At 67.4% G+C, this 22,399-nt stretch carries 20 protein-coding genes and 3 pseudogenes; 11 read left to right on the top strand and 12 right to left on the bottom strand.

The features are described 5' to 3' along the window. Positions 1–471: pseudogene (locus AC1RQF_RS20360) on the top strand (hypothetical protein); the annotation flags it as partial. A 160-nt stretch (positions 472–631) separates the two neighbouring features. After that, positions 632–1,129 carry a hypothetical protein gene (locus AC1RQF_RS20355; RefSeq protein WP_492872818.1) on the top strand — a complete coding sequence of 166 codons (498 nt, stop codon included), beginning with the start codon at positions 632–634 and terminating at the stop codon, positions 1,127–1,129. A 135-nt stretch (positions 1,130–1,264) separates the two neighbouring features. Here the strand turns inward: AC1RQF_RS20355 and otsA are convergent, their stop codons facing one another. From otsA to AC1RQF_RS20340, 3 genes are all read right to left on the bottom strand, one after another. Next, positions 1,265–2,680 carry an alpha,alpha-trehalose-phosphate synthase (UDP-forming) gene (gene otsA / locus AC1RQF_RS20350; RefSeq protein WP_273996869.1) on the bottom strand — a complete coding sequence of 472 codons (1,416 nt, stop codon included), beginning with the start codon at positions 2,678–2,680 and terminating at the stop codon, positions 1,265–1,267. Positions 2,681–2,857: 177 nt separating this feature from the next. After that, on the bottom strand, positions 2,858–3,742 hold the full coding sequence (locus AC1RQF_RS20345) for a 4-hydroxy-tetrahydrodipicolinate synthase family protein (RefSeq protein WP_273996868.1): 885 nt from the start codon (positions 3,740–3,742) through the stop codon (positions 2,858–2,860). Between the two features lie 2 nt (positions 3,743–3,744). Continuing rightward, entirely contained in the window at positions 3,745–4,347 is a 603-nt protein-coding gene (locus tag AC1RQF_RS20340) for a hypothetical protein (RefSeq protein ID WP_273996867.1), read from the bottom strand. An 18-nt stretch (positions 4,348–4,365) separates the two neighbouring features. On the opposite strand from AC1RQF_RS20340, the pseudogene AC1RQF_RS20335 reads away from it, so the two are divergent. Next, a pseudogene (locus AC1RQF_RS20335) lies at positions 4,366–4,698 on the top strand (IS4 family transposase); the annotation flags it as partial. Between the two features lie 86 nt (positions 4,699–4,784). On the opposite strand, the gene AC1RQF_RS20330 reads toward AC1RQF_RS20335, so the two are convergent. Both AC1RQF_RS20330 and AC1RQF_RS20325 read right to left on the bottom strand, forming a co-directional pair. After that, positions 4,785–6,728 (bottom strand): S53 family peptidase, encoded by a 1,944-nt coding sequence (locus AC1RQF_RS20330; RefSeq protein WP_273996866.1) that lies wholly within the window; start codon positions 6,726–6,728, stop codon positions 4,785–4,787. 879 nt (positions 6,729–7,607) lie between these two features. Continuing rightward, the gene (locus AC1RQF_RS20325; RefSeq protein WP_273998426.1) at positions 7,608–8,057 is read right to left on the bottom strand and encodes a zinc-finger-containing protein; all 450 of its coding nucleotides are present in this window, start codon (positions 8,055–8,057) and stop codon (positions 7,608–7,610) included. 510 nt (positions 8,058–8,567) lie between these two features. On the opposite strand from AC1RQF_RS20325, the gene AC1RQF_RS20320 reads away from it, so the two are divergent. Continuing rightward, positions 8,568–9,422: a helix-turn-helix domain-containing protein gene (locus AC1RQF_RS20320; protein WP_273996865.1), complete on the top strand. Its 855-nt coding sequence runs from the start codon at positions 8,568–8,570 to the stop codon at positions 9,420–9,422. A gap of 9 nt (positions 9,423–9,431) precedes the next feature. Here AC1RQF_RS20320 and AC1RQF_RS20315 read toward each other — a convergent pair whose 3' ends face one another. The 4 genes from AC1RQF_RS20315 to AC1RQF_RS20300 all read right to left on the bottom strand — a co-directional run bounded on the left by AC1RQF_RS20315 (position 9,432) and on the right by AC1RQF_RS20300 (position 14,625). Further along, on the bottom strand, positions 9,432–11,249 hold the full coding sequence (locus AC1RQF_RS20315; RefSeq protein ID WP_492872817.1) for a hybrid sensor histidine kinase/response regulator: 1,818 nt from the start codon (positions 11,247–11,249) through the stop codon (positions 9,432–9,434). Further along, complete coding sequence (locus AC1RQF_RS20310; RefSeq protein ID WP_492872816.1) at positions 11,246–11,779, bottom strand: putative pterin-binding protein; 534 nt, start codon at positions 11,777–11,779, stop codon at positions 11,246–11,248. Before AC1RQF_RS20310 ends, AC1RQF_RS20315 begins: the two co-directional genes overlap by 4 nt. A 62-nt stretch (positions 11,780–11,841) precedes the next feature. After that, positions 11,842–13,353, bottom strand: coding sequence for a sensor domain-containing diguanylate cyclase (locus tag AC1RQF_RS20305; RefSeq protein ID WP_492872815.1), 1,512 nt, complete (start codon positions 13,351–13,353; stop codon positions 11,842–11,844). Between the two features lie 417 nt (positions 13,354–13,770). Then, positions 13,771–14,625, bottom strand: coding sequence for a LysR substrate-binding domain-containing protein (locus tag AC1RQF_RS20300; RefSeq protein ID WP_273996861.1), 855 nt, complete (start codon positions 14,623–14,625; stop codon positions 13,771–13,773). Between the two features lie 115 nt (positions 14,626–14,740). On the opposite strand from AC1RQF_RS20300, the gene AC1RQF_RS20295 reads away from it, so the two are divergent. Next, a complete protein-coding gene (locus AC1RQF_RS20295; protein ID WP_273996860.1) occupies positions 14,741–15,943 on the top strand; it encodes an aspartate aminotransferase type Ic in 1,203 nt (400 codons plus the stop codon). Positions 15,944–15,952: 9 nt separating this feature from the next. Here AC1RQF_RS20295 and AC1RQF_RS20290 read toward each other — a convergent pair whose 3' ends face one another. The 3 genes from AC1RQF_RS20290 to AC1RQF_RS20280 are packed head-to-tail and all read right to left on the bottom strand — an operon-like array spanning position 15,953 to position 19,390. Then, the gene (locus tag AC1RQF_RS20290; protein ID WP_273996859.1) at positions 15,953–16,924 is read right to left on the bottom strand and encodes an alpha/beta fold hydrolase; all 972 of its coding nucleotides are present in this window, start codon (positions 16,922–16,924) and stop codon (positions 15,953–15,955) included. 4 nt (positions 16,925–16,928) lie between these two features. Next, a complete protein-coding gene (locus AC1RQF_RS20285) occupies positions 16,929–18,485 on the bottom strand; it encodes a flavin-containing monooxygenase (protein ID WP_492872814.1) in 1,557 nt (518 codons plus the stop codon). Further along, on the bottom strand, positions 18,482–19,390 hold the full coding sequence (locus AC1RQF_RS20280; RefSeq protein WP_492872813.1) for an SDR family NAD(P)-dependent oxidoreductase: 909 nt from the start codon (positions 19,388–19,390) through the stop codon (positions 18,482–18,484). The genes AC1RQF_RS20285 and AC1RQF_RS20280 overlap by 4 nt, the downstream gene beginning before the upstream one ends. Before the next feature lie 106 nt (positions 19,391–19,496). On the opposite strand from AC1RQF_RS20280, the gene AC1RQF_RS20275 reads away from it, so the two are divergent. From AC1RQF_RS20275 to AC1RQF_RS20250, 6 genes and pseudogenes are all read left to right on the top strand, one after another. Then, the gene (locus AC1RQF_RS20275) at positions 19,497–20,144 is read left to right on the top strand and encodes a TetR/AcrR family transcriptional regulator (protein ID WP_273996856.1); all 648 of its coding nucleotides are present in this window, start codon (positions 19,497–19,499) and stop codon (positions 20,142–20,144) included. Positions 20,145–20,435: 291 nt separating this feature from the next. Further along, the gene (locus tag AC1RQF_RS20270; protein WP_252983326.1) at positions 20,436–20,792 is read left to right on the top strand and encodes a nucleotidyltransferase domain-containing protein; all 357 of its coding nucleotides are present in this window, start codon (positions 20,436–20,438) and stop codon (positions 20,790–20,792) included. Further along, complete coding sequence (locus AC1RQF_RS20265) at positions 20,786–21,217, top strand: HEPN domain-containing protein (protein WP_492872812.1); 432 nt, start codon at positions 20,786–20,788, stop codon at positions 21,215–21,217. Before AC1RQF_RS20270 ends, AC1RQF_RS20265 begins: the two co-directional genes overlap by 7 nt. Before the next feature lie 66 nt (positions 21,218–21,283). Beyond that, positions 21,284–21,484 (top strand): transcriptional regulator, encoded by a 201-nt coding sequence (locus AC1RQF_RS20260; protein ID WP_273996854.1) that lies wholly within the window; start codon positions 21,284–21,286, stop codon positions 21,482–21,484. 175 nt (positions 21,485–21,659) lie between these two features. Then, positions 21,660–21,878 (top strand): annotated as a pseudogene (locus AC1RQF_RS20255) (SDR family NAD(P)-dependent oxidoreductase); the annotation flags it as partial. A 97-nt stretch (positions 21,879–21,975) separates the two neighbouring features. After that, positions 21,976–22,383, top strand: a complete 408-nt coding sequence (locus AC1RQF_RS20250) for an SDR family oxidoreductase (protein ID WP_337995287.1) — start codon at positions 21,976–21,978, stop codon at positions 22,381–22,383. Positions 22,384–22,399: the final 16 nt, after the last annotated feature.

The following is a 22,399-nucleotide window of genomic DNA, read 5'->3' as shown; positions in this document are numbered from 1 at the left end:
GTACCCGAAGTACCCGAAGTACCCGAAGTACCCGAAGTACCCGAAGTACCCGAAGTACCCGAAGTACCCGAAGTACCCGAAGTACCCGAAGTACCCGAAGTACCCGAAGTGCCCGAAGTGCCCGAAGTGCCCGAAGTGCCCGAAGTGCCCGAAGTGCCCGAAGTGCCCGAAGTACCCGAAGTACCCGAAGTACCCGAAGTACCCGAGCTACCGGAAGTCCCCGACGTCCCGCCGCCGCCCGAGGATCCCGAAGTGCCCGACGTCCCCGAAGTTCCCGACGTCGTGGGCTTGACCGTTCCGCCGGCGCTGGTGAGCGGCGGAATGCTGTCCGTGGATCCGCAGCCATGCAGCGCGAGCAGGGTTGAGACGCCAATGGCGATAGTTGTCCTGGTGAGTATCGTACGCATGGAAGGCCCCCGAAGTTATTCACCGCGAACCTTCACAGCAAATTCCGGACCATTGCATAAATGACAACGCGCATCCGGATCAGGTCTGGAAACCCGTCGTATCCCTTTTCCTCATCCAAATAAAATGCATTGATGCAAACCCTGATGCCGCCCTCGATATTCGATGTTCCCGCGACGCTACGTAACGCCGCAGCGGATGTTACGGCACACGACGTACGCGCCCCGTGCACGACATCCGCGCCCGCGAAACTAGAGCTTCTTTGCGCCGCGCCGCGTGCTCTTTACACGCTCTTTTCACCGCGCTCGTTACCATCGAGACGTGTTCAACAGCCAGGAGCGGACGTTCGGCGCCCGCTCCGCCCGTCTATATGACATTCCGCAAGCTCGCTCCCGTTCCGACTGCCGGCCGGTCCGGCACGATTCACCTGAACCGCCCGGTCGCGAGGCGGCGCGTCGCGCAGGCGGACCACGGGCGGGCGCGGCTCGTCACCGTGCTCATCGACAGCCGGCATCTGCGCACCGCGCGGCAGACCCTGCATCGCGCGCTGGGGAGCGAGATGAATCTCTATGTCGCGACGATCGACAACCGGGACGGCCAGGCGTCGCTGCAGATCGAACTGGAGGCGGGGCGGGTGATGGAAATCATGTCCCTGCTGATGCAGACCCTGCCGGAGGCGGAATTCGGCGCGATCCGCCCGTCCCGGCGCAGCCGCGCGCACTAACCTGTGAGCATGCCGGGCGCGGGATGCGCGTCCGGCAATCGAAAGGATTCCGGAGGATGATCGCGGCCTCGCGCGCCTGATGGAGCCGGACCGCGCCGGGCCGCCCGACAGCGCCCGGAACAGGACTGCCCGGCCCTAGACGGAAAGCGCGCCGCTGCTCGCCGGCGCCACGGCGATGTCCTCGAGCGCGCCAAGAAAGCTTGCGCTCCACCAATGCACATCCTGCGAGCGGATCACGGCAAGCAGCGCCGCATGGCGGCGGACCCGCTCGTCGAGCGGCATCGTGAGCGCGCGCTCGATCGCGCGGGCCGTGCCCTGCACATCGTAAGGATTGACCAGCAGCGCATCGGTCAGCTGCTCGGCCGCGCCGGCGAAGCGCGACAACACGAGCACGCCCGGATCCTCCGGGTCCTGCGCGGCGACGAACTCCTTCGCGACCAGGTTCATCCCGTCGCGCAACGGCGTGACGAGCGCCACCCGCGACGCGCGATAGAGCCCCGGCAGGTCGGTCCGCTCGACGTTGCGATGGATGTAGCGCACCGGCATCCAGTCGAATTCGCCATAGTCGCCGTTGAGCGCGCCGCACAGGCTGTCCATCTGTTGCCGCAGGTCGTCATAGGCGTCGACGTCCTCGCGGCTCGGCGCGGCGATCTGGATCAGCGTCGCGCTCTTGCGGCTCGCCGGATGCTGTTCGAGCCACTCGCGGAACGCCTGCACGCGCTGTGGCAGGCCCTTCGAGTAATCGAGCCGGTCGACGCCGACGAGCAGCTTGCGGCGCGCATACTCGTCGCGCATCTGCGTGTACATGTCGAGCCCGTCCGGGGCGTTCGCGAGCGTCGTGAATTCATCGGCGTCGATCCCGATCGGAAAGGCGCCGACCCGCAACGTGCGATCGAACGCGCGCAGCCGTTCCCCGTCGAGCGCCTGCGCGCCGGCCTCGGCTTCCGCGTAGCGGGTAAAATGCGTGACGTCGGCGCGGGTCTGGAAGCCGACGAGATCGTAGTCGAACAGCGAGCGCATCAGCCATTCATGCTCGGGTATCGCGGCCATCATGAGCGGCGGCGGCACCGGGATGTGCAGGAAGAAGCCGATCCGGTTGCGGCAGCCCAGCGCGCGCAGCTCGGTGGCGAGCGGGATCAGATGGTAGTCGTGCACCCAGATGAGATCGTCCGGCTGCAGCAGCGGCAGCAGCGCGCGCGCGAACAGCCGGTTGACGCGCCGGTAGCCGGCCGCGAAACGCGTATCGAAGTTCGCGAGGTCGAGCCGGTAGTGGAACACCGGCCACAGGACGTTGTTCGAATAGCCGAGGTAGTACGCGTCGTGGTCGTCCTGGCTCAGGTCGATGGTCGCGAGCTGAACCGGCCCGGCCTGGCTGTGCTGCACGTCGACGTCGTAGTGGGTTCCGGGCGGCGCGTCGAGCAGCTTGCCGCTCCAGCCGAACCACAGGCCGCCGCGTCGCTGCAGGCTGTCCCGCAGCGCCACGGCGAGTCCGCCGGCGGAGGCGCTCGACGGATCGGCGGTGCGGTTGGAAACAACGACGAGACGACTCATGATGGACCTCCATGTGATTCCACGCGGGCCTGCGCGGCGGCGGTGCGATTGCATCAGGAAGGGGTGCTCGCCGCATGGCGGTCCTTGCGAGCGCCCCTTCCTGATGCAATCCGTGCGACGCGTGGATGATGGGTGGCAAGGATGACGCGCCGGCACGCGGCCGGCGCGGCCTGGCGGCTAGTGCACGGTGCGGACGAATTCCGCGCGCACGTCCTGCAGATGCTCGCGTGCCTTGCGGAGCCGCTCGATCAGTTCCGACGATGCGCTGCTGATCGGCATGCGGGTTTCAAGGGAAACCGGATGGTCGAATGACAGCATGGCCTTGATCGCGGCGGGGTTCGGTGCGGAAAACAGTAACCTCAGTAGCGGAATCAGGCAAGCAAACAATTTGCGCGCGTCCGCGCGCGCCCCGGCGGCGACCAACTGCCGCGCATCGTCGAGCAGGTCCGCGCAGAGATGCGCGCTCGCCAGCACGCCGCCCGTGCCGCCCGCGCTCAGGCAGTCGACGAACGCCTCGTCGGTGCCGCACAGTACGCTGATCGGCAGTTCGCCGAGCGGCGCGAAATGGTCCTTCACGCACTCCTTGATCGCGAGCACGTTGCGCAGCTCGACGAGCCGCGCGACCGTATCGGGTTCGATCGTGACGCCCGTTCGATGCGGGACGTCGTACAGCATGATCGGCCGTTCGGTTGCGCACGCAACCTGTTCGAAGTGCCAGCGGATGCCGGCCTGGTCCGGGCAGATGTAGGACGGCGGCGAGACCAGGTAGCCCGCGCTGTCCCAGCGCTCCCAGCGCACGATCTCGCGCAGCACGGCGCGCGTATCCGCGCCGCCGACGCCGATCACGATCGGCGTGCGCGCGCCGACGACGTCGAAGAGCGCGCGGACGACCGCCTCGCGCTCGGCGTCGGACAGCAGGGCGGCTTCCGCCGTGGTGCCGAGCGCGACGAAGCCGTCGATGCCCGCGCGCTGATAGTGCGTGGCGAGATACTGCAATGCGTCGATGTCGACGACGCCGCGCCGGAACGGCGTGACGAGCGGCAGCCAGAGACCTGTGAACATGCTCAGTATCCCTCCCGATCGGCGGCGAGCACGCGCCCGAGCGTGGCTTCCGGCAGCGTCGCGAGCAGCGTGTGCAGCGCGAAGCCGAGATCGTTGCGCGCGAGACGGCAGGCGACGCGGATCGTTTCGTCGCCGGCCTCGACGTTCACGACGTAGGCGCCGAGCGGTGAATGCAACAGCGTGTGCAGCAAGGACGACGCCTGCGCTTGAGTGCGCACCGGCAGGGTGACCGGCAGCAGCACGCGCCGGGCGGGGAACGGAATGACGTTCTGGCGGGTCAGCGGGCGCGGCGTAAGCGGCGGCAGGTCGGGAACAGGAATTGCGTGGAGGAGCGCCATGTTGAGCGGACGAACCGCGATGCGTGGACAAGACCCCTCCACGCTACAGGCCCGCGCATAAAAACGATGTGAAAAAAACGGTGTTGCCGCGATAAAAAGTATCGATGCGGTTTTTTTTGCATCCCACCCCAAACGCGGCGCGCGCAAAAAAGCCCCGCTTGAGCGGTAATGCCGTTCAGTTAAGACCTGAACGGTATTTTCTTCTGGAGTTGGAGTTGTAAACGGCGGGCCGGGCTGTTCGCGTTTGGCGCGATGCTGACCGATCACCTGATCTTCATGCTGGATCGCAGCCGAACTGTCGACGGCATCTACCAGGAAATCTGGGGAGCGTTGATCGCCTACAACCTGATTCGTCGCGAAATGGCTTGCGCTGCCTTCGAGGCCAAGTGCGAACCGAGCGAACTCAGCTTCGTTCGCTCGCGCCATCTCATCCAGCACGAAAGGATGTGGGCCGCACGCACGCCTGCCTTCGCCAGGTTGCCCGCCGTCCTCAAGCGGCTCCGCGCACACCTCAAGCTGCTCATCGACGTAAAACGGCCCGATCGCGAATGCGATCGGGCCGTCAAGTCCCGTCCTGCTCCTGATCCCGTCCGCTTCCTAAGAAAGATCCTTAACTGAACGGCATGACCTTCGGGGAGGGGCCTGCAATCGCGTGGAGGACTGTTGCGCCGGCGCGCCGCGATGAGCGCGCCGGCGTACCGCGCTTACTTCACGGAGCTGGCGCTGACCTTCGCGAAGTCGAGGCTGCCGAAGCCCGTGTCGTAATCCCAGCCGGACGCGGCGTTGTAGCCGTGGCCGCTGTAGCCGTTGTTGCCCGACGAGATGTCGTGGATCAACGCCGTGTTGCTCGGGATGCCCTGGTAGAACGCCTGGGTCGGCAGGCCGAGGCTGTTGCTGTTCGCCGACTCGACGCGCGCCCAGCCGCCGACGAAGATCGGCGAGGCGAGGCTCGTGCCGCCGACCAGCTGGTTGGTCTGGCCGTTGATCACGATGTACGCGCCGGTCGATTGCGCGGCGTCGAACGCGACGTCGGGCAGCACGCGCTTGGTCACGCTGCTGCCGAGCGCCGCCGTCTGCCAGCTCGGCGCCGTCTCGTACTTGCTGACGCCGCCGCCCGTGGCCCAGATCCGCACGGCGTTGTCGACCGGGTTGCCGTTGCTGTCGACGTCCGCGTACGCGACGCCTTCGTTCCACACCGTCTCGCCGGCCCAGGTCGTGGTGCCCGTGGTCGACAGCGTGGTGCCGCCGACGGCCACCACGTACGGCGAGCTGGCCGGCGACGATACGCTGTACTTCGTCAGGGTGATGGTCGTCTTCACGCTGCTGCCGTTGTAGGTGCCGATGTAGCCGGGCGCGCCTTGCGGCGAGGTCGACCACTGGTACACGCCGGCGTCGCCCGCCGACACCGAGAACACCTGGCCTTGCGCGACCGCCTGCTTGAACACCGCGTCGTCGGCCGACAGCGAGCCGTCGGAGTTCGCCGCCGTTTCGTCGAGGCCGAGCGACACGTTGATGACCTTCGCCTTGTTGTCGGTCACCGCCTTGTTGTAGGCGGCGGTCAGCGTGGCGTCGGTCAGGCCGCTGTCGCTGCTGTCGCCGTTGACGGCCGCGTAGAAGATCAGCTGCTTGACCGCGCCCGCCGTGCCGATGATGTCCTGGCTGTCGAGATCCCACTCGCTCGGATCGCCGTCGTCGGCGAGCGTGCCCGAGCCGCCCGCGACCACCGCGGTGTTGACGGTCGGCAGGCCCGCGTTCTTGGTGAAGGTGTTCAGGTCGGAGATCGTCTGGGTCATGTCGCCCCAGGTGATGATGCCGACGGTGGTGTTGGTCGCGGTGGGCAGGCCGCTCGCGTCGTAGATCTTCGCGAAGTCGGTCGGCTGGTGGCCGACCTGCGAGCCGGCCGCCGCGTTCCTGCCGGCTGCGTTCGACGCGATGCGCGCGTTCGGCGAGATGCGCTGGATCAGGCGGTGCGGCACGACCGCGTTCTGCAGGCCGAGCACCGATTCGACGACGGTGCCGAGCGACGACGGCACCAGCGCGGCGGAGTCGTTCGCGTAGACGGGCTTGCCGCGATAGTTGAAGCGCTTGACGCTCGCATGGAAGCCGTTCTGCGCGCTCGTCGCGTTGCCGTCCGCGGAGATCAGCTTGTTGTTCTCGGTGATCTGGATGTTCGAGAAGCCGTTTGCCTTCAGGTGGGCGACGACCGCCTGCACCTGCGCGTCGGTCGGCGCGAAGCGCGCCTTGAACTGGTCGGGCGTGAGGTACTTGTGATAGCTCGCGCTGCCCGGCTGGTTGACGTCGTGCAGGAACGCGTCGAGCTGATCCTCATTGCGGTTCTTCAGCACGATCGTCACGTGCAGCGGCTGGCTCAATTCGAGCGGCGTGACCACGGTGTCGGTCACCGCCGGCGAACCCACGCTGTTCAGCGTGTAGGTCGGCGCGACCGCGGCGGAGGCGCCTTGCGCCTGCGACTGCGCGACGGCCGCCGCCGGGGTGCTGGCCTGCAGGAAGGCATCGGTGCGGGTCGCCACCCAGCTGGTGGCGGCATGCGCGGACAGCGGCGCGAGCGTTGCCGCTACGGCGAGCGGCAGCAGCGCGAGGGCGAAGCGGTTGGACGATTGACGATTGACTTGCTGAGTTCTCTGCATTGTGTGCTCCAGAATGATGACGAAGAACTGCTGCGGCGGCCGCGCCCTCGTGGCGGCGGCGTCGCGTGATGCAAACCGACGCATAACAAAGGCAACGAACCAGATTCACGGCGACATGGAGGCCCTCCCCCTTCCTGCAAGATGTCGGGATGTCCCGACGATGCGCCCGCGACGGCGGACATGGCGCCGAAGCATGGCTCCCGATGCTAAGCACAAATTGATGAGGTTTTTAGGATTCCGATCTATATGGCTGGCATAAGTGCTTCCATCAGTTTCTGCTCGATGTGGTGCTGCCGGGTTGGTGGGGTCGATACGACGCCCTCGCGCGGAGGCCGGACCAGGCCGTGCGCGATGCCGTGCGGATCGTCCAGTTCATCGGCCCGGACCCGGCGTGCCGGGGGGCCGTCAAGCGATTGCATGCGCAGTGCCGTCGCGCGGAGATGGTTCGCCGGCCGTCGCTGCGGCATCGTTTTTCACGTCCGCCGATTCATCCGTCCGGAATCCATCTTTAATCGATTGAATCCGGGGAGGAGAATATATGGGCAATGAAAATCGATTGCCGATAAATCGGGAATTAATTGGTAAACGGGAATGTGTTGCGGCTTTTTAAAAGCGGATTGGCCCTCGATACGGCGTAATTAATTTGGAAGTATTTCGTCAGTTTCGTGTATTTTGATGCTTGTGTCAGGCTTTTTTGTGCATTTCCTGCCGGAAACAATATCAAGGAAAAAAACCATGAGTCAAACTTTTTTTGATTATGTCTAAAACTTTTAGAGATATATCGATGGAATATGTAAGTAAAAATAATATTCCCGTAAGTGCATGGTGCGGCGCGCCTTTGCCGGTTCGCGGGGTCCGGCTTGCTGGCGCTGCAATGCGTCAAAGATCGGCGTCGCCGGATTTACGCGCGTGAAAGGCCGCGATCAATTGCATGGCTTGCCGGCATTGCGCCGCGTCGAACGAATGGATCGTATTGGCGCCGGGATCGATGCCGAGTTGGCCCGCGAGCCAGCGCACGCCCTTGGCGCGCGCTTCGAACGCGTTGCAGCCGTCGCGGCGCATCTTGGCCGCGACCAGCGGCTCGAGCGCTTCATGCAACTCGGACTTCGCCTGGCGCAGGTCGGCATTGGCCAGCCGGCCGAGCGGCACGTTGCGCCGGCTGCGCGGATACACGCCGATCCACGCGTCGCACGGCGGGCAGATCCACAGCGGGCCATGCTCGTCGCGGTAGGGATACGCGTCGTCGCCGTGGCGCGCGAGCAGCGCCTTGGCGCCGCAGTAGTCGCACACAGGTTGGGGTAGGGCAGGAACAGGACGGCCGACACGCATGATGGAAGAGTACAGACAGAGAAAAGACAAGGGCCCGATGGCCGGTACACGCCGCCAGTTTACCAAGTCGGCGGCCCGGGCCCGCATTCGGCGCCGGTCGCGCCGCTGATACGCATTCCTGAATGATGCGCGACGAAGGCCCGCGGCGGGGCGAATCCGTCGCTCCGGCCGCCCTGATCGCGCCATTTCTTTTAACGCAATACTTTTTTTCATCGAGATGACGCCTGTCGCACGCGAGGGAGGCTTCTTGGCGCAAATTTGCATTGAAAATCGCATGAAGCGAGAATGTCGTTTTCATGCATTGCATATAAAGCATGTATATGCGATGAATTATTTCTCGGCGCGTGAGTTTTTCGTCGCGTCGCGGCGATCTTGGGTGGGCTGGCGGGCTGTGCGGGCGTCGGGTGTCCCTCTAGAATCCACGCGTACCCCGGTCCAACAAGCCGTCGGACGGGGGGGCGATGGCAGGGCGCCGGCCCGCATCCCGGAACACGAGGACATGAGCCGATTATGCAAAACATGCAGGACAACGCGTTGATCGCGAGCCGCGTCGCGCAGTTGATGGAACGGCACGGCGTGCCGAAGCAGAAGCAGACCCGCGCGCTTTCCGACATCTTGTTGCTGAGCTTCGCCCAGGCGCACCGCAAGATGCGCGGCCAGAGCACCTGGACCTTCAGCGAAATCCGCGGCGTGGCCGACGCTTACGGCGAGCCGGTGTTTGCGCTCGTCGATCCGCGCGAGGAGACGCGCGGCGAGCCGAGCGTCGCGCTGCTCGACGTCGGCACGCGGCTGCTCACCTGTCTCGCGTGGATCGGCGACGAACTGAAGGGCGGCAAGCCGCCCGAGTATGTCGCGCTGCGGGTGGGCGAGCTGTGGCGCATCTATCCGCACGACGCCGCGCCGATCGGTCAGCGCTTCGCGGTCGACCTGATCGAGATCCGGCCGAAGCACGCCGACAGCGGCAAGCCGTCGGTCGCGATCGTCGACGACGACCTGGGCGACGGCGGCGGCGAGCTGAAGACCGCCGACACGATCTGCCTGTACCTGAACGAGCGCGGCTTCGACGCGACGGCCTACTATGACGCGGGCAGCTTGCGCCATGCGATGCGTCACACGGTGTTCGACGCCTACGTGCTCGACTGGCTGCTCGGCAGCGAGACCGCGGAGGCCGCGATCAAGGACATCCGCGCCTCCGACAAGCCGCGCGCGCCGATCTTCCTGCTGACGGGCCAGCTCGACAGCGGCAATGTCGACGAATCGGACATCGCGCGCGTGATGACGGTGTTCGACGTCAACGTGCTCGAAAAGCCCGCGCGTCTGCCGCTCCTCGCCGCCGAACTGAACAAGCGCCTCAACACGCTGTAGCGCGCGGCGTCAGGGCGCGCCGCGCGAGAACACCGCGTCGAGCACGCGCTTCAGGTCGTCGGTGCGGATCGGCTTCATCAGGTAGTGCTCGAACAGGTCGCGGTCCGGCTCGGACAGCGTCTCGGGGCCGGCCGCGCTCAGCGCGACGATCGGCGTGCGCCGGTTCGGCCCGTCGCTCGCCGTTACCGAGCGCGCGACCGAGAGCCCGTCCTTGTCGGGCATGTTGATGTCGAGCAGCAGCGCGTCGAAGCGGCCGCGCGCGAGCAACTGCAGCGCCTCGTCCGCGCTCGCGGCCAGCTCGAAGCGCACGCCGGTCGCGGCGAGCATCGCGCGCAGCGATTCGCGCATCGCCTCCTGGTCGTCCACCGCGAGCACGATCTTGTCGGCGAGCCGATACGGCGCGCGCGCGCCGCGCTGCGCCGGGTCGTCCTGCTCGGCGGCGCGCTCGAGCGGCAGCACGACCTGGAAGGTCGTGCCGCGTCCGACCGTGCTGTTGACCGCGATCGATCCGCCCAGCAGGTTCAGCAGGCCACGCACGATCGCGAGGCCCATGCCGACGCCGTCGTGGCGGCGCGTGCTCGACGCGTCGAGCTGGGTGAACGGCTGGAAGATGCGGGCGGCCTGCTCCTGCGGGAAGCCGGGCCCGGTGTCCTCGATCTCGATCGACAACTGGTCGCGCTGCTCGCCGCGCAGCAGCGCCGCGTGCAGCGCGACGCCGCCGCGCTCGGTGTACTTGATCGCATTGGTCAGCAGATTGGTGACGACCTGCTGGATCCGGTAGGGATCCGACACGTAGACCGCCTCGTCGTCGGGAACCGTCTTGTCGAACCACAGCGCCTTGTGCCGCGCCCGGTCCGCGACGCTCTCGATCGCCGCGAGCAGCACGTCGCGCGGCACGAACGACTGGCGGCGCAGCGCGAGCTTGCCGGCGTTCATCCGCGACAGGTCGGTGAGATCCTTCATCTGCGCGTCGAGCTGGTCGGCCGCGCGCGCGAGCCGGTTGATGATCAGCTGGTCGGCGGGCGGGAAGCTGCGGTCGGCCAGCACGTCGATGGCCGCGGTGATGCTCTGCAGCGGGGTGCGCAGCTCGTGGCCGACCATGCCGAGGAACGCGTTGCGCGCATTGACCGCTTCCGCCGCCGCGTGCGTGGCCTCCTGCTCGCGCACCAGCACCGCGCGCTGCCGCAGCATCAGCGCGCGCATGCGCCGCGCGTTCAGCACCAGGCCGCTGATGAGGCCGACGAACACCAGCAGCACGCCGATGCTCACGCTCATCAGCGCACGGCGGCGGTGCGTGTAGTCGGTGTACATGCGGTCGCGCAGCAGGCCCTCCGCGTTGCCGACGTTCATCTCGAGATCGGCGAACGGTTCGTCCATCAGGCGGAACCGGCCGGCGAGCGGGATGGCCGCCGCGCGATCGCGGCGCGCGGCTTCGAGGCCGCGTTCCAGGTCCGAGGCGATGTCGCCGAGCCGCTCGACCGAGGCCGTGTAGCCGCGCGTCTGCAACAGCAGGTAGGTGGAATCCGAGGGCTCGCTCAGGCGCGCGAGCTTCGCCTTGAGGATCTGGAATTTCACGTCGACGGTGTCGAAGTCCTCCTGCCCCGCGCCGTAGCGCAGCAGGGCCGCCTCGGCCTTGAGCGCGGCCTGCTCGAACTGCGAGACGGGGACGTAGTAGTTCTCCTGCTGTTCGAGCCGCCCCGTGAGACTGGGCGGCGCGAGGCTGACGAGCGCGTAGCCGAAATACAGCCACAGGACCGTGACGGCCGCGAGCACGATGCCGACGAATGCGAGCATCCGGTCGCCGGCGGGCTGCGTGAACCATTTCATGGCTTGACGTCGATGCGGCGCACGTGGAACACGAAGCGGCGCTGGCTGGTCACGCCGCTCAGCTCGCCGGGATACTGGTCGCGCGGGAACACGATGAAGAGCGGACCGAAGTCGCTCAGCGCCAGACGCTTGCCGTCGCCGCTGTACGCGAGGATCGGGTGGTAGCGCGTGATCAGCGCCATCGGGATCTCCTCGCGGTAGTCGTCGTACGCGTAGACCTTGATCGCGCTGCCGTGCGCGCCGGCGCGCGCGAGCACGTCCTCGAGGCGGGGCCCTTGCCAGGTGCGCCGCGGCGTCCAGTTGGTCGAGGTCTCGATGCGCGCGGCGGGCAGCGCGAGCAGCGCGGCTTCGTCGAAGTGGTAGACGGGATTGCGCGGATCGGCGGGGTGGCCGAGGTTGCCGCCGATCTCGAGCGTCAGCGGACCGGCGTGCGCGCCCGCGCAGGCGAGCAGCGTGGCGCCGGCGAGGCGGCGCGCGGTGCGCGCGAATCGCGCGGCGCGGGTGGGCGGGACGGGATGCGGCTCGGGCATGGTGGTCGTCGACGGGCTGGCGGCGCTGCGCCGGTCCGCCTATTGTGCCCTACGGGCCGCGTTCAGCCGCTGAAGGTGTCGCAGACCCGGTTGCGGCCCATCGACTTGGCCTGGTACAGCGCGGCGTCGGCGAGCCTGACGAGCGCGACGTCGCTCGGCGCGCTGTCCTGGCGCGACGTCACCACGCCGATGCTGACCGTGAGCCGGCCGTAAGGGCTGCCGACATGTTCGATCTCGAGATCGTAGACGGTGCGCCGGACGTTTTCCGCGATCAGCGTCGCGCCCTGCTCGTCGGTGTCGGGCAGCGTGACGACGAATTCCTCGCCGCCGTAGCGCGCGACGTCGTCGGAGGCGCGGCGCACGCATTCGCGCAGGCACTGGCCGACCGCCCGGAGCACGTCGTCGCCCGACTGGTGCCCGTAGTAATCGTTGTACGGCTTGAACTGGTCGATGTCGACGAACAGCAGCGACAGCGGCCGGCCGGTGCGATGGGCCCGGTTCCATTCGCTGTGCAGCGTCTCGTCGAACGCGCCGCGGTTGCTGAGGCCCGTGAGCGCATCGGTGCGCGCGAGCCGCCGCAGCTGCGACTCGGCGAGCTGCCGCCAGCCCAGCTCGCGCGCGAGCAGCAGCGCACCACATACGATCACGGCGCTGAAGACCACCAGCAGCAGCGTGATGCGCCCGAGCCGCTTGTGCCATTCCGCATAGATGTAGCTTTCCGCCGGCGCCACGTCGACGATGATCGGCAGTCCCGGCAGGTGCTTGTAGACGAACAGGCGCCTCGTGCCGTCGATCGACGCGATGCCGCTGAACGCGCCTTCGCTCTCGACCATCGCGCGCTGGAACAGCGGCGAATCCGCGACATTGCGGCCGACGATCGCGCGGTCGTAGGGCAGGCGGTTGATCATCAGGCCGTTCGTCTCGATGATCGCGGCGGTGCCGCCCGGGCCGACCGACAGGCCGTCGAGCAGCGCGCGGAAATAGTCGATGCTGAGCGTGCCGACCACCACGCCGCCGAACGAGCCGTCGGCGCGCGTCACGCGCCGGCTGAGCGCGATCGTCAGCGCGCCGTTGCGCATGCGTGACGCATAGGGCGCGCTGATGAACAGCTCGCGGCCGGGGTGGGTGCGGTGATACCTGAAGTAGTCGCGATCGGCGAAATTACCGGCGCGGGCGGGAATCTGGTGCGCGTCGAGCACGATGTCGCCGAACTCGTTCATCACGTAGATGGTGCCGAGATACTTGCCGGACGCGGCGCGATCGAACAGCACCTTGGCGCGCATCGGCGCGGGCAGCGCCATCACCTCGGGGTCGCCGACCCCCTCGACCACCGCCTGCAGCGACAGGTCGTACAGCTCGATGTTGCGGGCGATGTCGCGCTCGAGCACGAGCACCAGGTTGCGGGCGTTCTCGCGCGCGCGCTGGTACGCGTCGTGGCGCGACTCGTACAGCACCCGCGCGCACAGCGCCCAGACGAACACCAGCAGCAGCATGCCGTAGATGACGACGCCCATCGGAGTCAGCAGGCGTGTCGCGGACGCGTTCAGGCAGCGGCTGGCTGAGGCAGAGGGCATACGCATGATCCCGGGGTGTCCTGTCTGCGGGTGGGCACGACGGCCGCCGGCGCGCAGGGTCGGGCGGCCGGCGGTGCTTGTGTATAAAGCGGTTGATTGTTCATTTCACTATAGCGCGAAAAGGTTGACGATCCGCATGACAAGCGGCTGACGAACGCTCGTGCGCAAGTGCTCGACGGGCGCCGGCCGCTCGTGGCGGGCCGCGCGGCAGGCCCGTCGGAATGGGCGTCGGCGGCGCAGTCGGTCGATTTGACCGATGCCTGCCGCGACGTATCCCGGTCGACGGGCTTGATCTGAATCAAGGCGTGGCGCACGCCGATTTAACAAGCAGAAAACGTGCCGTACCGGCCCGGCGACACATGTTTTCAATCGGCATGCAGGACGCGCGATGGTTGCGCGCGCATGGGTCCGGCGCGTTCAGGCGCGCAGTTCCGCGAGGATCTGGTCGGCGAGGAAATCGCACGGCGGCCGGTTCGATCGCGCGCTGCGCGCGAGCACGATGTCGAGGTCCGGCAGCGGCGGCAGCCCGTGCGCGGCCCCGTGCTGGGAGAAGTGCGCGGGCACCGCGCAGCGCGCGAGCGGCGCGACCGCGAGGCCGGCCTCGACCATGCTGCACAGGCCCATCAGGCTCGGGCTTTCGTAGGACGTGCGATAGGGGATCCGCGCGCGTTCCAGCGCACGGATCGCGTTCGCGCGCGCGACGCTGCCCGTGCCGAACAGCGCGACGGGCAGCGGACGCTCGCGCCAGATCTCCTTGCCGCCCGCGGGCGGCCCGGCCCAGACCATCGGCTCCGCGCGGATCGGGACGCCGCGCAGGCCGCGCATGCGGGTCGCGCAGGCGAGGTCGATCTTGTTGTCCTTGAGCAGCGGCACGAGCGTGCTGCTCGGCAGCCCGATCACCTGGATCTCGACGCGTGGATAGCTGGCCGAGAACTTGCGCAGCACGGGCGGCAGCAGCGACGACGCATAGTCGTCCGGCACGCCGATCGTCACGCGCCCCTTCACCTCGGGATGCACGAGCGAGGCCCAGGCCTCGTCGCGCAGCGCGAGCATGCGGCGCGCGTAGGCGAGCAGCGTGTGGCCGTCGGGCGTCGGCGTGACGCTGCGCGGGCCGCGCACGAACAGCGTCTTGCCGAGCGCGCTTTCGAGGGTCTTGATCTGCATGCTCAGCGCGGACTGCGAGCGATGCACGAGCGCCGCGCCGCGCACGAAGCTGCCCGCATCGGCGACGGCAACCACCATCGCCAGCACATCGAGGTCGAGGGCTTTCATGGCTATCAGAAAAACTGATTGAAAGGATCAATATAACGCGTTTGTCTGAATGCAAGGGCGCGCGCATACTGGGCCGATCGAAACCAGACGCCGCGCGCGGCCGGAGAGCTAGGGAATGACGATGACGTATGAAGCCTTCATGCAGTCGGGGATGCGCCTGGACATGTCGCGGGGCAAGCCCTCGCCCGAGCAGCTCGATCTCGCGACCGCGTGCTTCGACGCGGCGGGTGCGCCGGGCCATCTGTCGCGCGACGGCATCGATTGTCGCAACTACGGGCTGCCGCTCGGCTTGCCGGAGGCGCGCGCGTTCGGCGCCGCGCTGCTCGACGTCGCGCCGGCGCAGGTCGCGGCGATGGGCAATTCGAGCCTTGAACTGATGCACGACGCGCTGGTATTCGCGACCTTGTTCGGCGTGCCGGGCGGCGCGCCGTGGCGCGACATCGCGTTCCTGTGCCCGGTGCCGGGCTACGATCGCCACTTCTCGATCTGCGCGTCGCTCGGGATCCGCATGATCAACGTGCCGATGCGCGACGACGGTCCGGATCTCGACTTCATCGAGGCCCAGGTGCGCGACGATCCCGCGATCAAGGGCATCTGGTGCGTGCCCTTGTACGGCAATCCGACCGGCGCGATCTATTCGGCCGAGACCGTGCGGCGGCTCGCATCGATGCCGACGGCCGCGCCCGACTTCCGGCTGTTTTGGGACGACGCCTATCGCTTCCACCACCTGACGCCGACCGCGCACGCGACGCCCGACGTGCTCGCCGCGTGCGCGGCCGCGGGTCATCCGGATCGCGCGCTGGTGTTCGCCTCGCTGTCGAAGGTCACGTACGGCGGCGGCGGCGTTGCTTTCCTGGCCGCGTCGAAGGACAACCTCGACTGGTGGGCGCGCCATGTGTCGGTGCGCACGATCGGCCCCGACAAGCTGAACCAGCTGCGCCACGTGCGCGCGCTGCGCGACCGCGCCGGTGTCGATGCGCTGATGGCGGGCCATCGCGCCTTGCTGCGTCCGAAGTTCGATGCGGTGCACGCGGCGTTCGGCGAGCTGCTGGAGGGGGTGCCGGACGTCTCGTGGACACGGCCGGCGGGCGGCTACTTCATCAGCCTGTATGGGCCGCGCGGCAGCGCGCGGCGCACGGTCGAGCTGGCCGCGCAGGCGGGGCTCGTGCTCACGCCCGCGGGCGCGGCCTATCCGCACGGCCGGGATCCGGACGACCGGCACCTGCGGATCGCACCGTCGTTCCCGTCGCTCGACGAAGTCACGCTGGCCGCGCGCGGCATCGCGCTGGCGCTGCGCCGCGCGATTCAGGCGGACTGACGCGCGCGGTCAGCCGGGCTGGCCGGCCGGCTGGATTTCCGCCTGCGCGCGCGGCGCGGCCGCGACGTCGCGCAGCCATTCCGTGGTCGCGTTCGGTTGCGTGACGGGCAGCATGTGGCCGCCGTCGACCACCTTCAGGTTCACGCTGTCGAGCTTGCGCTTGAGCGCCTCGCCGTGGCGCTGCCAGTTGAGGATCACATCGCCGCGGCCGAACAGCATGTCCACCGGCACCTCGAGCGACGGGTAGCGGCGCTCCATGTCGGGCAGGTCGTCCGGCGCGGCGACGAGGTCGGACGAGGCGGCATAGAACGCGTCGGGCCGCAGGCCCATCAGCCCGCCGCCCTTGACCGCGAAGTCCTTCGGCACGGGCTCCGGCGCGAAGATCATGTCGATCGCCTTGCGCGATTGCAGGATCGACACCGGGATGCCGAGCGTGTACGACACCAGCCGGCGCACCAGCGCGAAGCGCAGCGCGAGCCCGCGGAACGGGCCGGGCGGCTCGGTCTCGACGTGCGTGAGCGGCGCGATCAGCGCGAGCCGGCTGACCTGGCGCGGATGGTTGAGGCCGACCGCGAGCGCGATCGCGCCGCCCAGCGAGTGGCCGACCACGACCGGGCGGTCGAGCCCGAGCGCGTCGATGAACATCGCGATCGTGCGCGCCTGCGCATACACGTTCGCGCCCGAACGCGCGCCGCGCGTCGCGCGGCCGGAACCGGGCCGGTCGACCACGATCACGCGGTGCGACTGCGCGAGCCGCCGCAGGTCGAGGTAGGCGAAATTGCGCAGCTGGCCGCACAGGCCGTGCACGAGCACGATCGGCGGCCCGCTGCCGTAGTCGACGTAGTGCAGGCGGTCCGCGCCGATGTCGATGAACTTGCCCTCGGGCGGGAACAGCCGCGTGATGCGCCCGGCGGTGTAAAAGGTGAACGCGACGAGCGCCGCGAGCACGATGACAAAAGCGGAGAGAAGCGTCGTTATCACGGGGTCACCTTGCGTCGTAGGCGGGTTGCGGGGTGTCGTCGAGGGCGGCGAGCGGCGCGCGGCGGCGCTCGAAATGCATCGCGTCGTCGATCAGCGAGCCGAAGCGCAGCGTCGCGAGATCGCGCGCGTAGTTCTGGTGGGAGCGCCACGGATTGCGCGAGCCCTGCTTCGGCAGCACGGCGGCGGCGCGCTGGATGTAGCCGGAGGTCAGGTCGACCGCGGGCGCGAGTGTCATGCCGGCGGCGTCGGCGCGCGGCACGCAGCTGTCGTAGCCGTGCGCCTGCATGTGGTTGAGCAGCCGGCAGACGTAGAGCGCGATCAGCTCGGCCTTCAAGGTCCACGATGCGTTCGTGTAGCCGAACGACGACGCGAGGTTCGGCACGCCGCTGTACATCATGCCCTTGTACGACACGCTGTCCGACAACTGCATGGGCCGTCCGTCGACGCTGATCGCCGCGCCGCCCAGCAGTTTCAGCTTGAGTCCGGTCGCGGACACGATCACGTCGGCGTCGAGGCGCTGGCCGCTTTTCAGGCGCAGCCCGGTGGGCGTGAAGCGTTCGATCTCGTCGGTGACGATCGATGCGTTGCCCGCGCGGATCGCCTTGAACAGGTCGCCGTTCGGCACGAGGCAGAGGCGCTGGTCCCAGGGCTGGTAGCGCGGCGCGAGGTGCTTGTTGACGTCGAACTGCGGGCCGAGCTGGCGGCCCGCCGCGCGGAGGATGAATTTCCGGGTCGCGTCCGGGCGGCGGCGCGCGAGATTGTAGAAATACATCGTCAGCAGCACGTTCTTCGTGCGCACCAGCTTGTGCGCGAAGCCGGCCGGCAGCCAGCGGCGCAGCGCGTCGGCGATCCTGTCGCGCGCGGGCAGCGACACGATGTAGGTCGGCGAGCGCTGCAGCATCGTCACGTGCCGCGCGGCGCCCGCCATCGACGGCACCAGCGTCACCGCGGTCGCGCCGCTGCCGATCACGACGACGCGCTTGCCCGCGTAATCGAGGTCGGTGGGCCAGTGCTGCGGATGCACGACGCGGCCCGCGTACTGCTCCATGTCCGGCCAGCGCGGCGCGTGGCCTTCCTCGTAGTCGTAGTAGCCGCTGCACATGTAGAGGAAGCGGCAGGTGTAGCGGATTTCCGCGGTCTGGCCCGCGCCGTCGTCGCGCTGCACGTGCACCGTCCAGCGCGCGCTCGCGGAATCCCAGTTGGCGGCCGTCACCTTGTGGTGATAGCGGATCGCGCGGTCGATGCCGAAGTGTCGCGCGGTGTCCTTGATGTAGTCGAGGATCGTGCCGCCGTCGGAGATCGCCAGCGCGCTGTGCCACGGATGGAAGCTGTAGCCGAGCGTGAACATGTCGGAGTCGGAGCGCACGCCCGGATAGCGGAACAGGTCCCAGGTGCCGCCCATCGCGCCGCGTCCTTCCAGGATCGCGACGCGCGCGGACGGGCAGCGTTCGCGCAGGTGATAGGCGGCGCCGATGCCGGACAGGCCGGCGCCGACGATCAGGACATCGAAATCCGTGGCGGCGTCGTCGCGCGCGGCGGGCCGATCGGCGGTGGGGCTCATGCGGGGTCCTTGCGGATGGAGGAATCGAGATCGCGCGACGAGGCGTCCGCGCCGCGCCGCAGGTGGCGCGCGCGCGATTGGCGGACGAAGCGCAGCACCAGCAGTTGATAGGCGGACCCGAGCAGGCGCGCGAGCCGGTCGAGGCGGCGCGCGTCCGCGCCGACCAGCACGCGCCGCGCATTGCGTTCGACGCCCGCCAGGATCTGGCGCGCCGCCGCATCGGCGCTCGTCACGTTGATGAGCCGGTTGGCCGAGCGGCGGTGCGCGTCGCTGTCCTGGCCGGTCAGCGCATGGATGCTCGTGTCGATGCGCGATGCGGTCGCGATGTTGGTCGCGACGCCGCCCGGATGGATGCTGGTCGCGCTGACGGGCGCGCCTTCGAGTTCGAGTTCCATGCGCAGCGCTTCGGTGAAGCCGCGCACCGCGAACTTGCTGGCGTTGTAGGCGCTCTGGGTCGGCATCGCGATCAGGCCGAACAGGCTCGACGTGTTGATCACGTGGCCGTCGCCCGACGCGCGCAGATAAGGCAGGAACGCCTGGGTGCCATGCACGACGCCCCAGAAGTTGATGCCCATGATCCACTCGAAGTCTTCGATGGACGCCTCCGAGGCGCTCGCCGCGAGCGACACGCCCGCGTTGTTGAAGACCAGGTTGATCCGGCCGTGCGCGTCGTGGGCGGCGCGCGCCCAGGCGAACACGGCTTCGCGCGAGGCGACGTCCACGCGCTGCGACGCCACCCGCATGCCGTAGGGCGTGCAGGCGGCGACCGTCTGCGCCAGCCCTTCCGGATTGACGTCGCTGAGCGCGAGATGGCAGCCGCGCCGGGCGAGTTCCACGGCGAGACTGCGCCCCATGCCCGATCCGGCGCCGGTGATCGCGGCGACCTTGTCCGAAAAACTCCTCATCCGACGTCCCTCCCTGGGGATTTGTCTGTCCGGCTTCGATGGCCTTAAATGTGGTGTATCGTGTCACCACTTTAGTTTTGGCGCTGGCTGTTGTCAAATCACGGAAATGGAGAAAACACTCGAAACACCCCGCAAGGGGCGGCCCTATGGCGGCGTGTCGTCGGAGGCGCGGGCGGCGGAGCGGCGCGCGGCGCTGATTCAGGCGGGCACCCGGCTGTTCGGCACGACCGGCTTTCGCAAGACCACCGTGCGCGCGCTGTGCAAGGAGGCGAGGCTGAACGACCGCTATTTCTATGCCGAGTTCGAGAGCGCCGAGGCGCTGCTGCGCGCGACCTACCAGCACCACGCCGAGGGCTTGAGGGCGCAGGTGCGGCAGGCGGTCGAGGCGGGCGGGCACGAACGGCTCGACGCGCGCATCGACGCCGGCCTGCGCGCGTTCTTCGCGTTCCTGCGCGATACGTGCGCGGCGCGCGTGTTGCTGTTCGAGGTGATGGGCGTGAGCGCCGAGACCGATCTGACCTACCAGCGCAATCTGCTGGAGTTCGGCTGGATGATCATGTCGTTCGCGCAGCCGCTCGAAACCGAGGATGCCGCGCGGCGCGCGGACCAGCGGCTGATCGGGCTGGGGCTGGTCGGCGCGATGACCAACCTCGCCGCGGCGTGGCTGCTGACCGGCTATCGCGATTCGGAGGAGACGATGGTGCGCAACTGCCGGCAGGTGCTGTTGGGGACTTTGCAGTATCGGGGGGCGTGAGGGGGCGGGGCGTGTACGCCGTGCGCGCTGCGAAGCTGATCAGCCGCCGATCAGCAGGGTGGTGGGCGCGGTGGTCAATTGCTGCTGGGGCGCTCGCACATCGATCACGTCTCGCCCTACCTGGAGGTGTCAGCACGAGAGCGGCGTGACGCTGCTGCGGCATTTGACTACCTACCCTGGGAGTGAAGATTTCGAGCCCGAGGCTGATATACCGATGGCGCGCGGTCGCGCGCCGGTGATCACCGTGATGTATGATACTCATTGAGTAGATTAAACGTGAGGCGACCGCGCATGCGCACCCTGGCTGAACACCCTATCGACGCCGATACCAAGCAGACGGCATTCGCCTTTCTGGACAGGGCCGCCAAGGCCTTTCCGGTCAAAGGAGCCATCCTCTTTGGTAGTCGTGCGAAAGGCGGATTCCGCCCGGACAGTGACGCCGATATCGCGGTTGTCCTGCCGGGGCCACGCGGCCAATTCATGGCGGCCAAACTGATGATGGCCGACATGGCGTTTGATGTCTTGCTGGAAACGGGAATCCGGGTGCAGCCCCTTCCCGTCTGGGAAGACGAATGGGAACACCCTGAGTCGTATTCCAACCCCGCGCTATTGCGCAATATCGAAAGTGACGGAGTTCGACTGTGGTAAGCGTCCACGACCTTCTGACGAAGGCCCTTAGGGCATCGTCCTCGGCGGCTTTGCTGCTCGATGATGGTGACATTAACGGAGCGTGCAATCGCGCCTATTACGCCATGTTCGACGCGGCGCGCGCCGCGTTGCTCGCCTCCGGTGCGCCGGTCGATCCGAGCGTCGTGCGAACGCACAACGGTGTGATCGCGGCCTTCGGCCTGCACCTGGTTAAGACCGGTCAGGTGCAGCCTGAGTGGGGCCGCACACTGAACCGGGCTCAGGAAATCCGCCAGGTGGCCGACTATACCGGCGACAGGGTGGACATGGAGCTGGCAACTTGGGTCGTCGAGCAGTCAGGCTTGTTCATTCAGGCGATTCGGGCCGCGTACCAGATTGATGCGCCGGGACCGGCTGACGAAGGTCCGCGACAGCCCCGCCCGTGAACCGCATGAACACGGTCATATGTCGAAATTTGGTGAGAGGATGGTGCGGTGAGAAAGAGTACACCGATGACGCAGCAGGACTTTCTGCGGGAGGCAATGGGCACGATGGGCATGACGCGCGAGCAGTTTGCGGAACGCATAGGTGCAAAGAAGCGCGGGTTGGATAACTGGCTTCTGCCCAGCGATTCCAAGGAGTTTCGCGCCATGCCCGAGATGGCGTGGAAGTTCATTCGCGAAATTTTGCAGAATCATCACGAAAAGGCTTGATAATACTCATTGAGTATATTTCATGAAAATATACTCAATGAGGCGGATGGATGAGAAGCGACGCGTATCGACTGTCTCTCATGCGTCGCGCCCTTGCGCGTAGCATCCAGTATTCACCTTCTACAAGCGATAGAGAAGCGGCGATATCGTCCCGTCATCGAAACAGGGAGGTGTCGTGGACAAAGTCATTCTCATCACGGGTGCATCGAGTGGAATCGGCGAGGGCATTGCACGCGCGCTGGCTGTACCGGGCGCGAAGCTCATGCTGGGCGCGCGCCGCACGGACCGGCTCGACGCCATCGCGCGCGATCTCCGCGCGGCGGGTGCCGCAGTCGAAACCCGCGCGCTCGACGTGACTGATCGCCGATCGGCGCAAGCGTTCGCGGATGCGGCGCTGGAGACGTGGGGACGGATCGACGTACTGGTGAACAACGCGGGCGTCATGCCGCCTGTCGCCGCTCGTCGCCGGCCATCACGACGAATGGGACCGCATGGTGGACGTCAACCTCAAGGGGGTCCTGTGGAACATCGCGGCCGTGCTGCCGCACATGGATTCGCGCGGCGCCGGGCAGATCATCAACATCGCGTCGATCGGTGCGCTCTCGGTGTCGCCGACCGCCGCCATCTACTGCGCGACGAAGTTCGCGGTGCGCGCGTTGTCGGACGGCCTGCGCCAAGAGCATCCCACACTGCGGATCACTTGCATCAATCCCGGTGTCGTCGAAAGCGAGCTGGCCGACACGATCACGCACGCGCCGACCCAGGCGTACATGCGCGAGTACCGCGCGATTGCGCTGCAACCGATGGATATCGGGCGCGCGGTGCGCCACGTGATCGAGTCGCCTATGAGCGTCAGCGTGAACGAACTCACGATCCGGCCTACGGGCCAGACCAGCTGACCCCCCGTTTCCTCAA

It is taken from the genome of Burkholderia sp. GW821-FHT14F03 (assembly GCF_058803765.1).
This window is presented reverse-complemented; position numbering and strand designations above follow the sequence as displayed.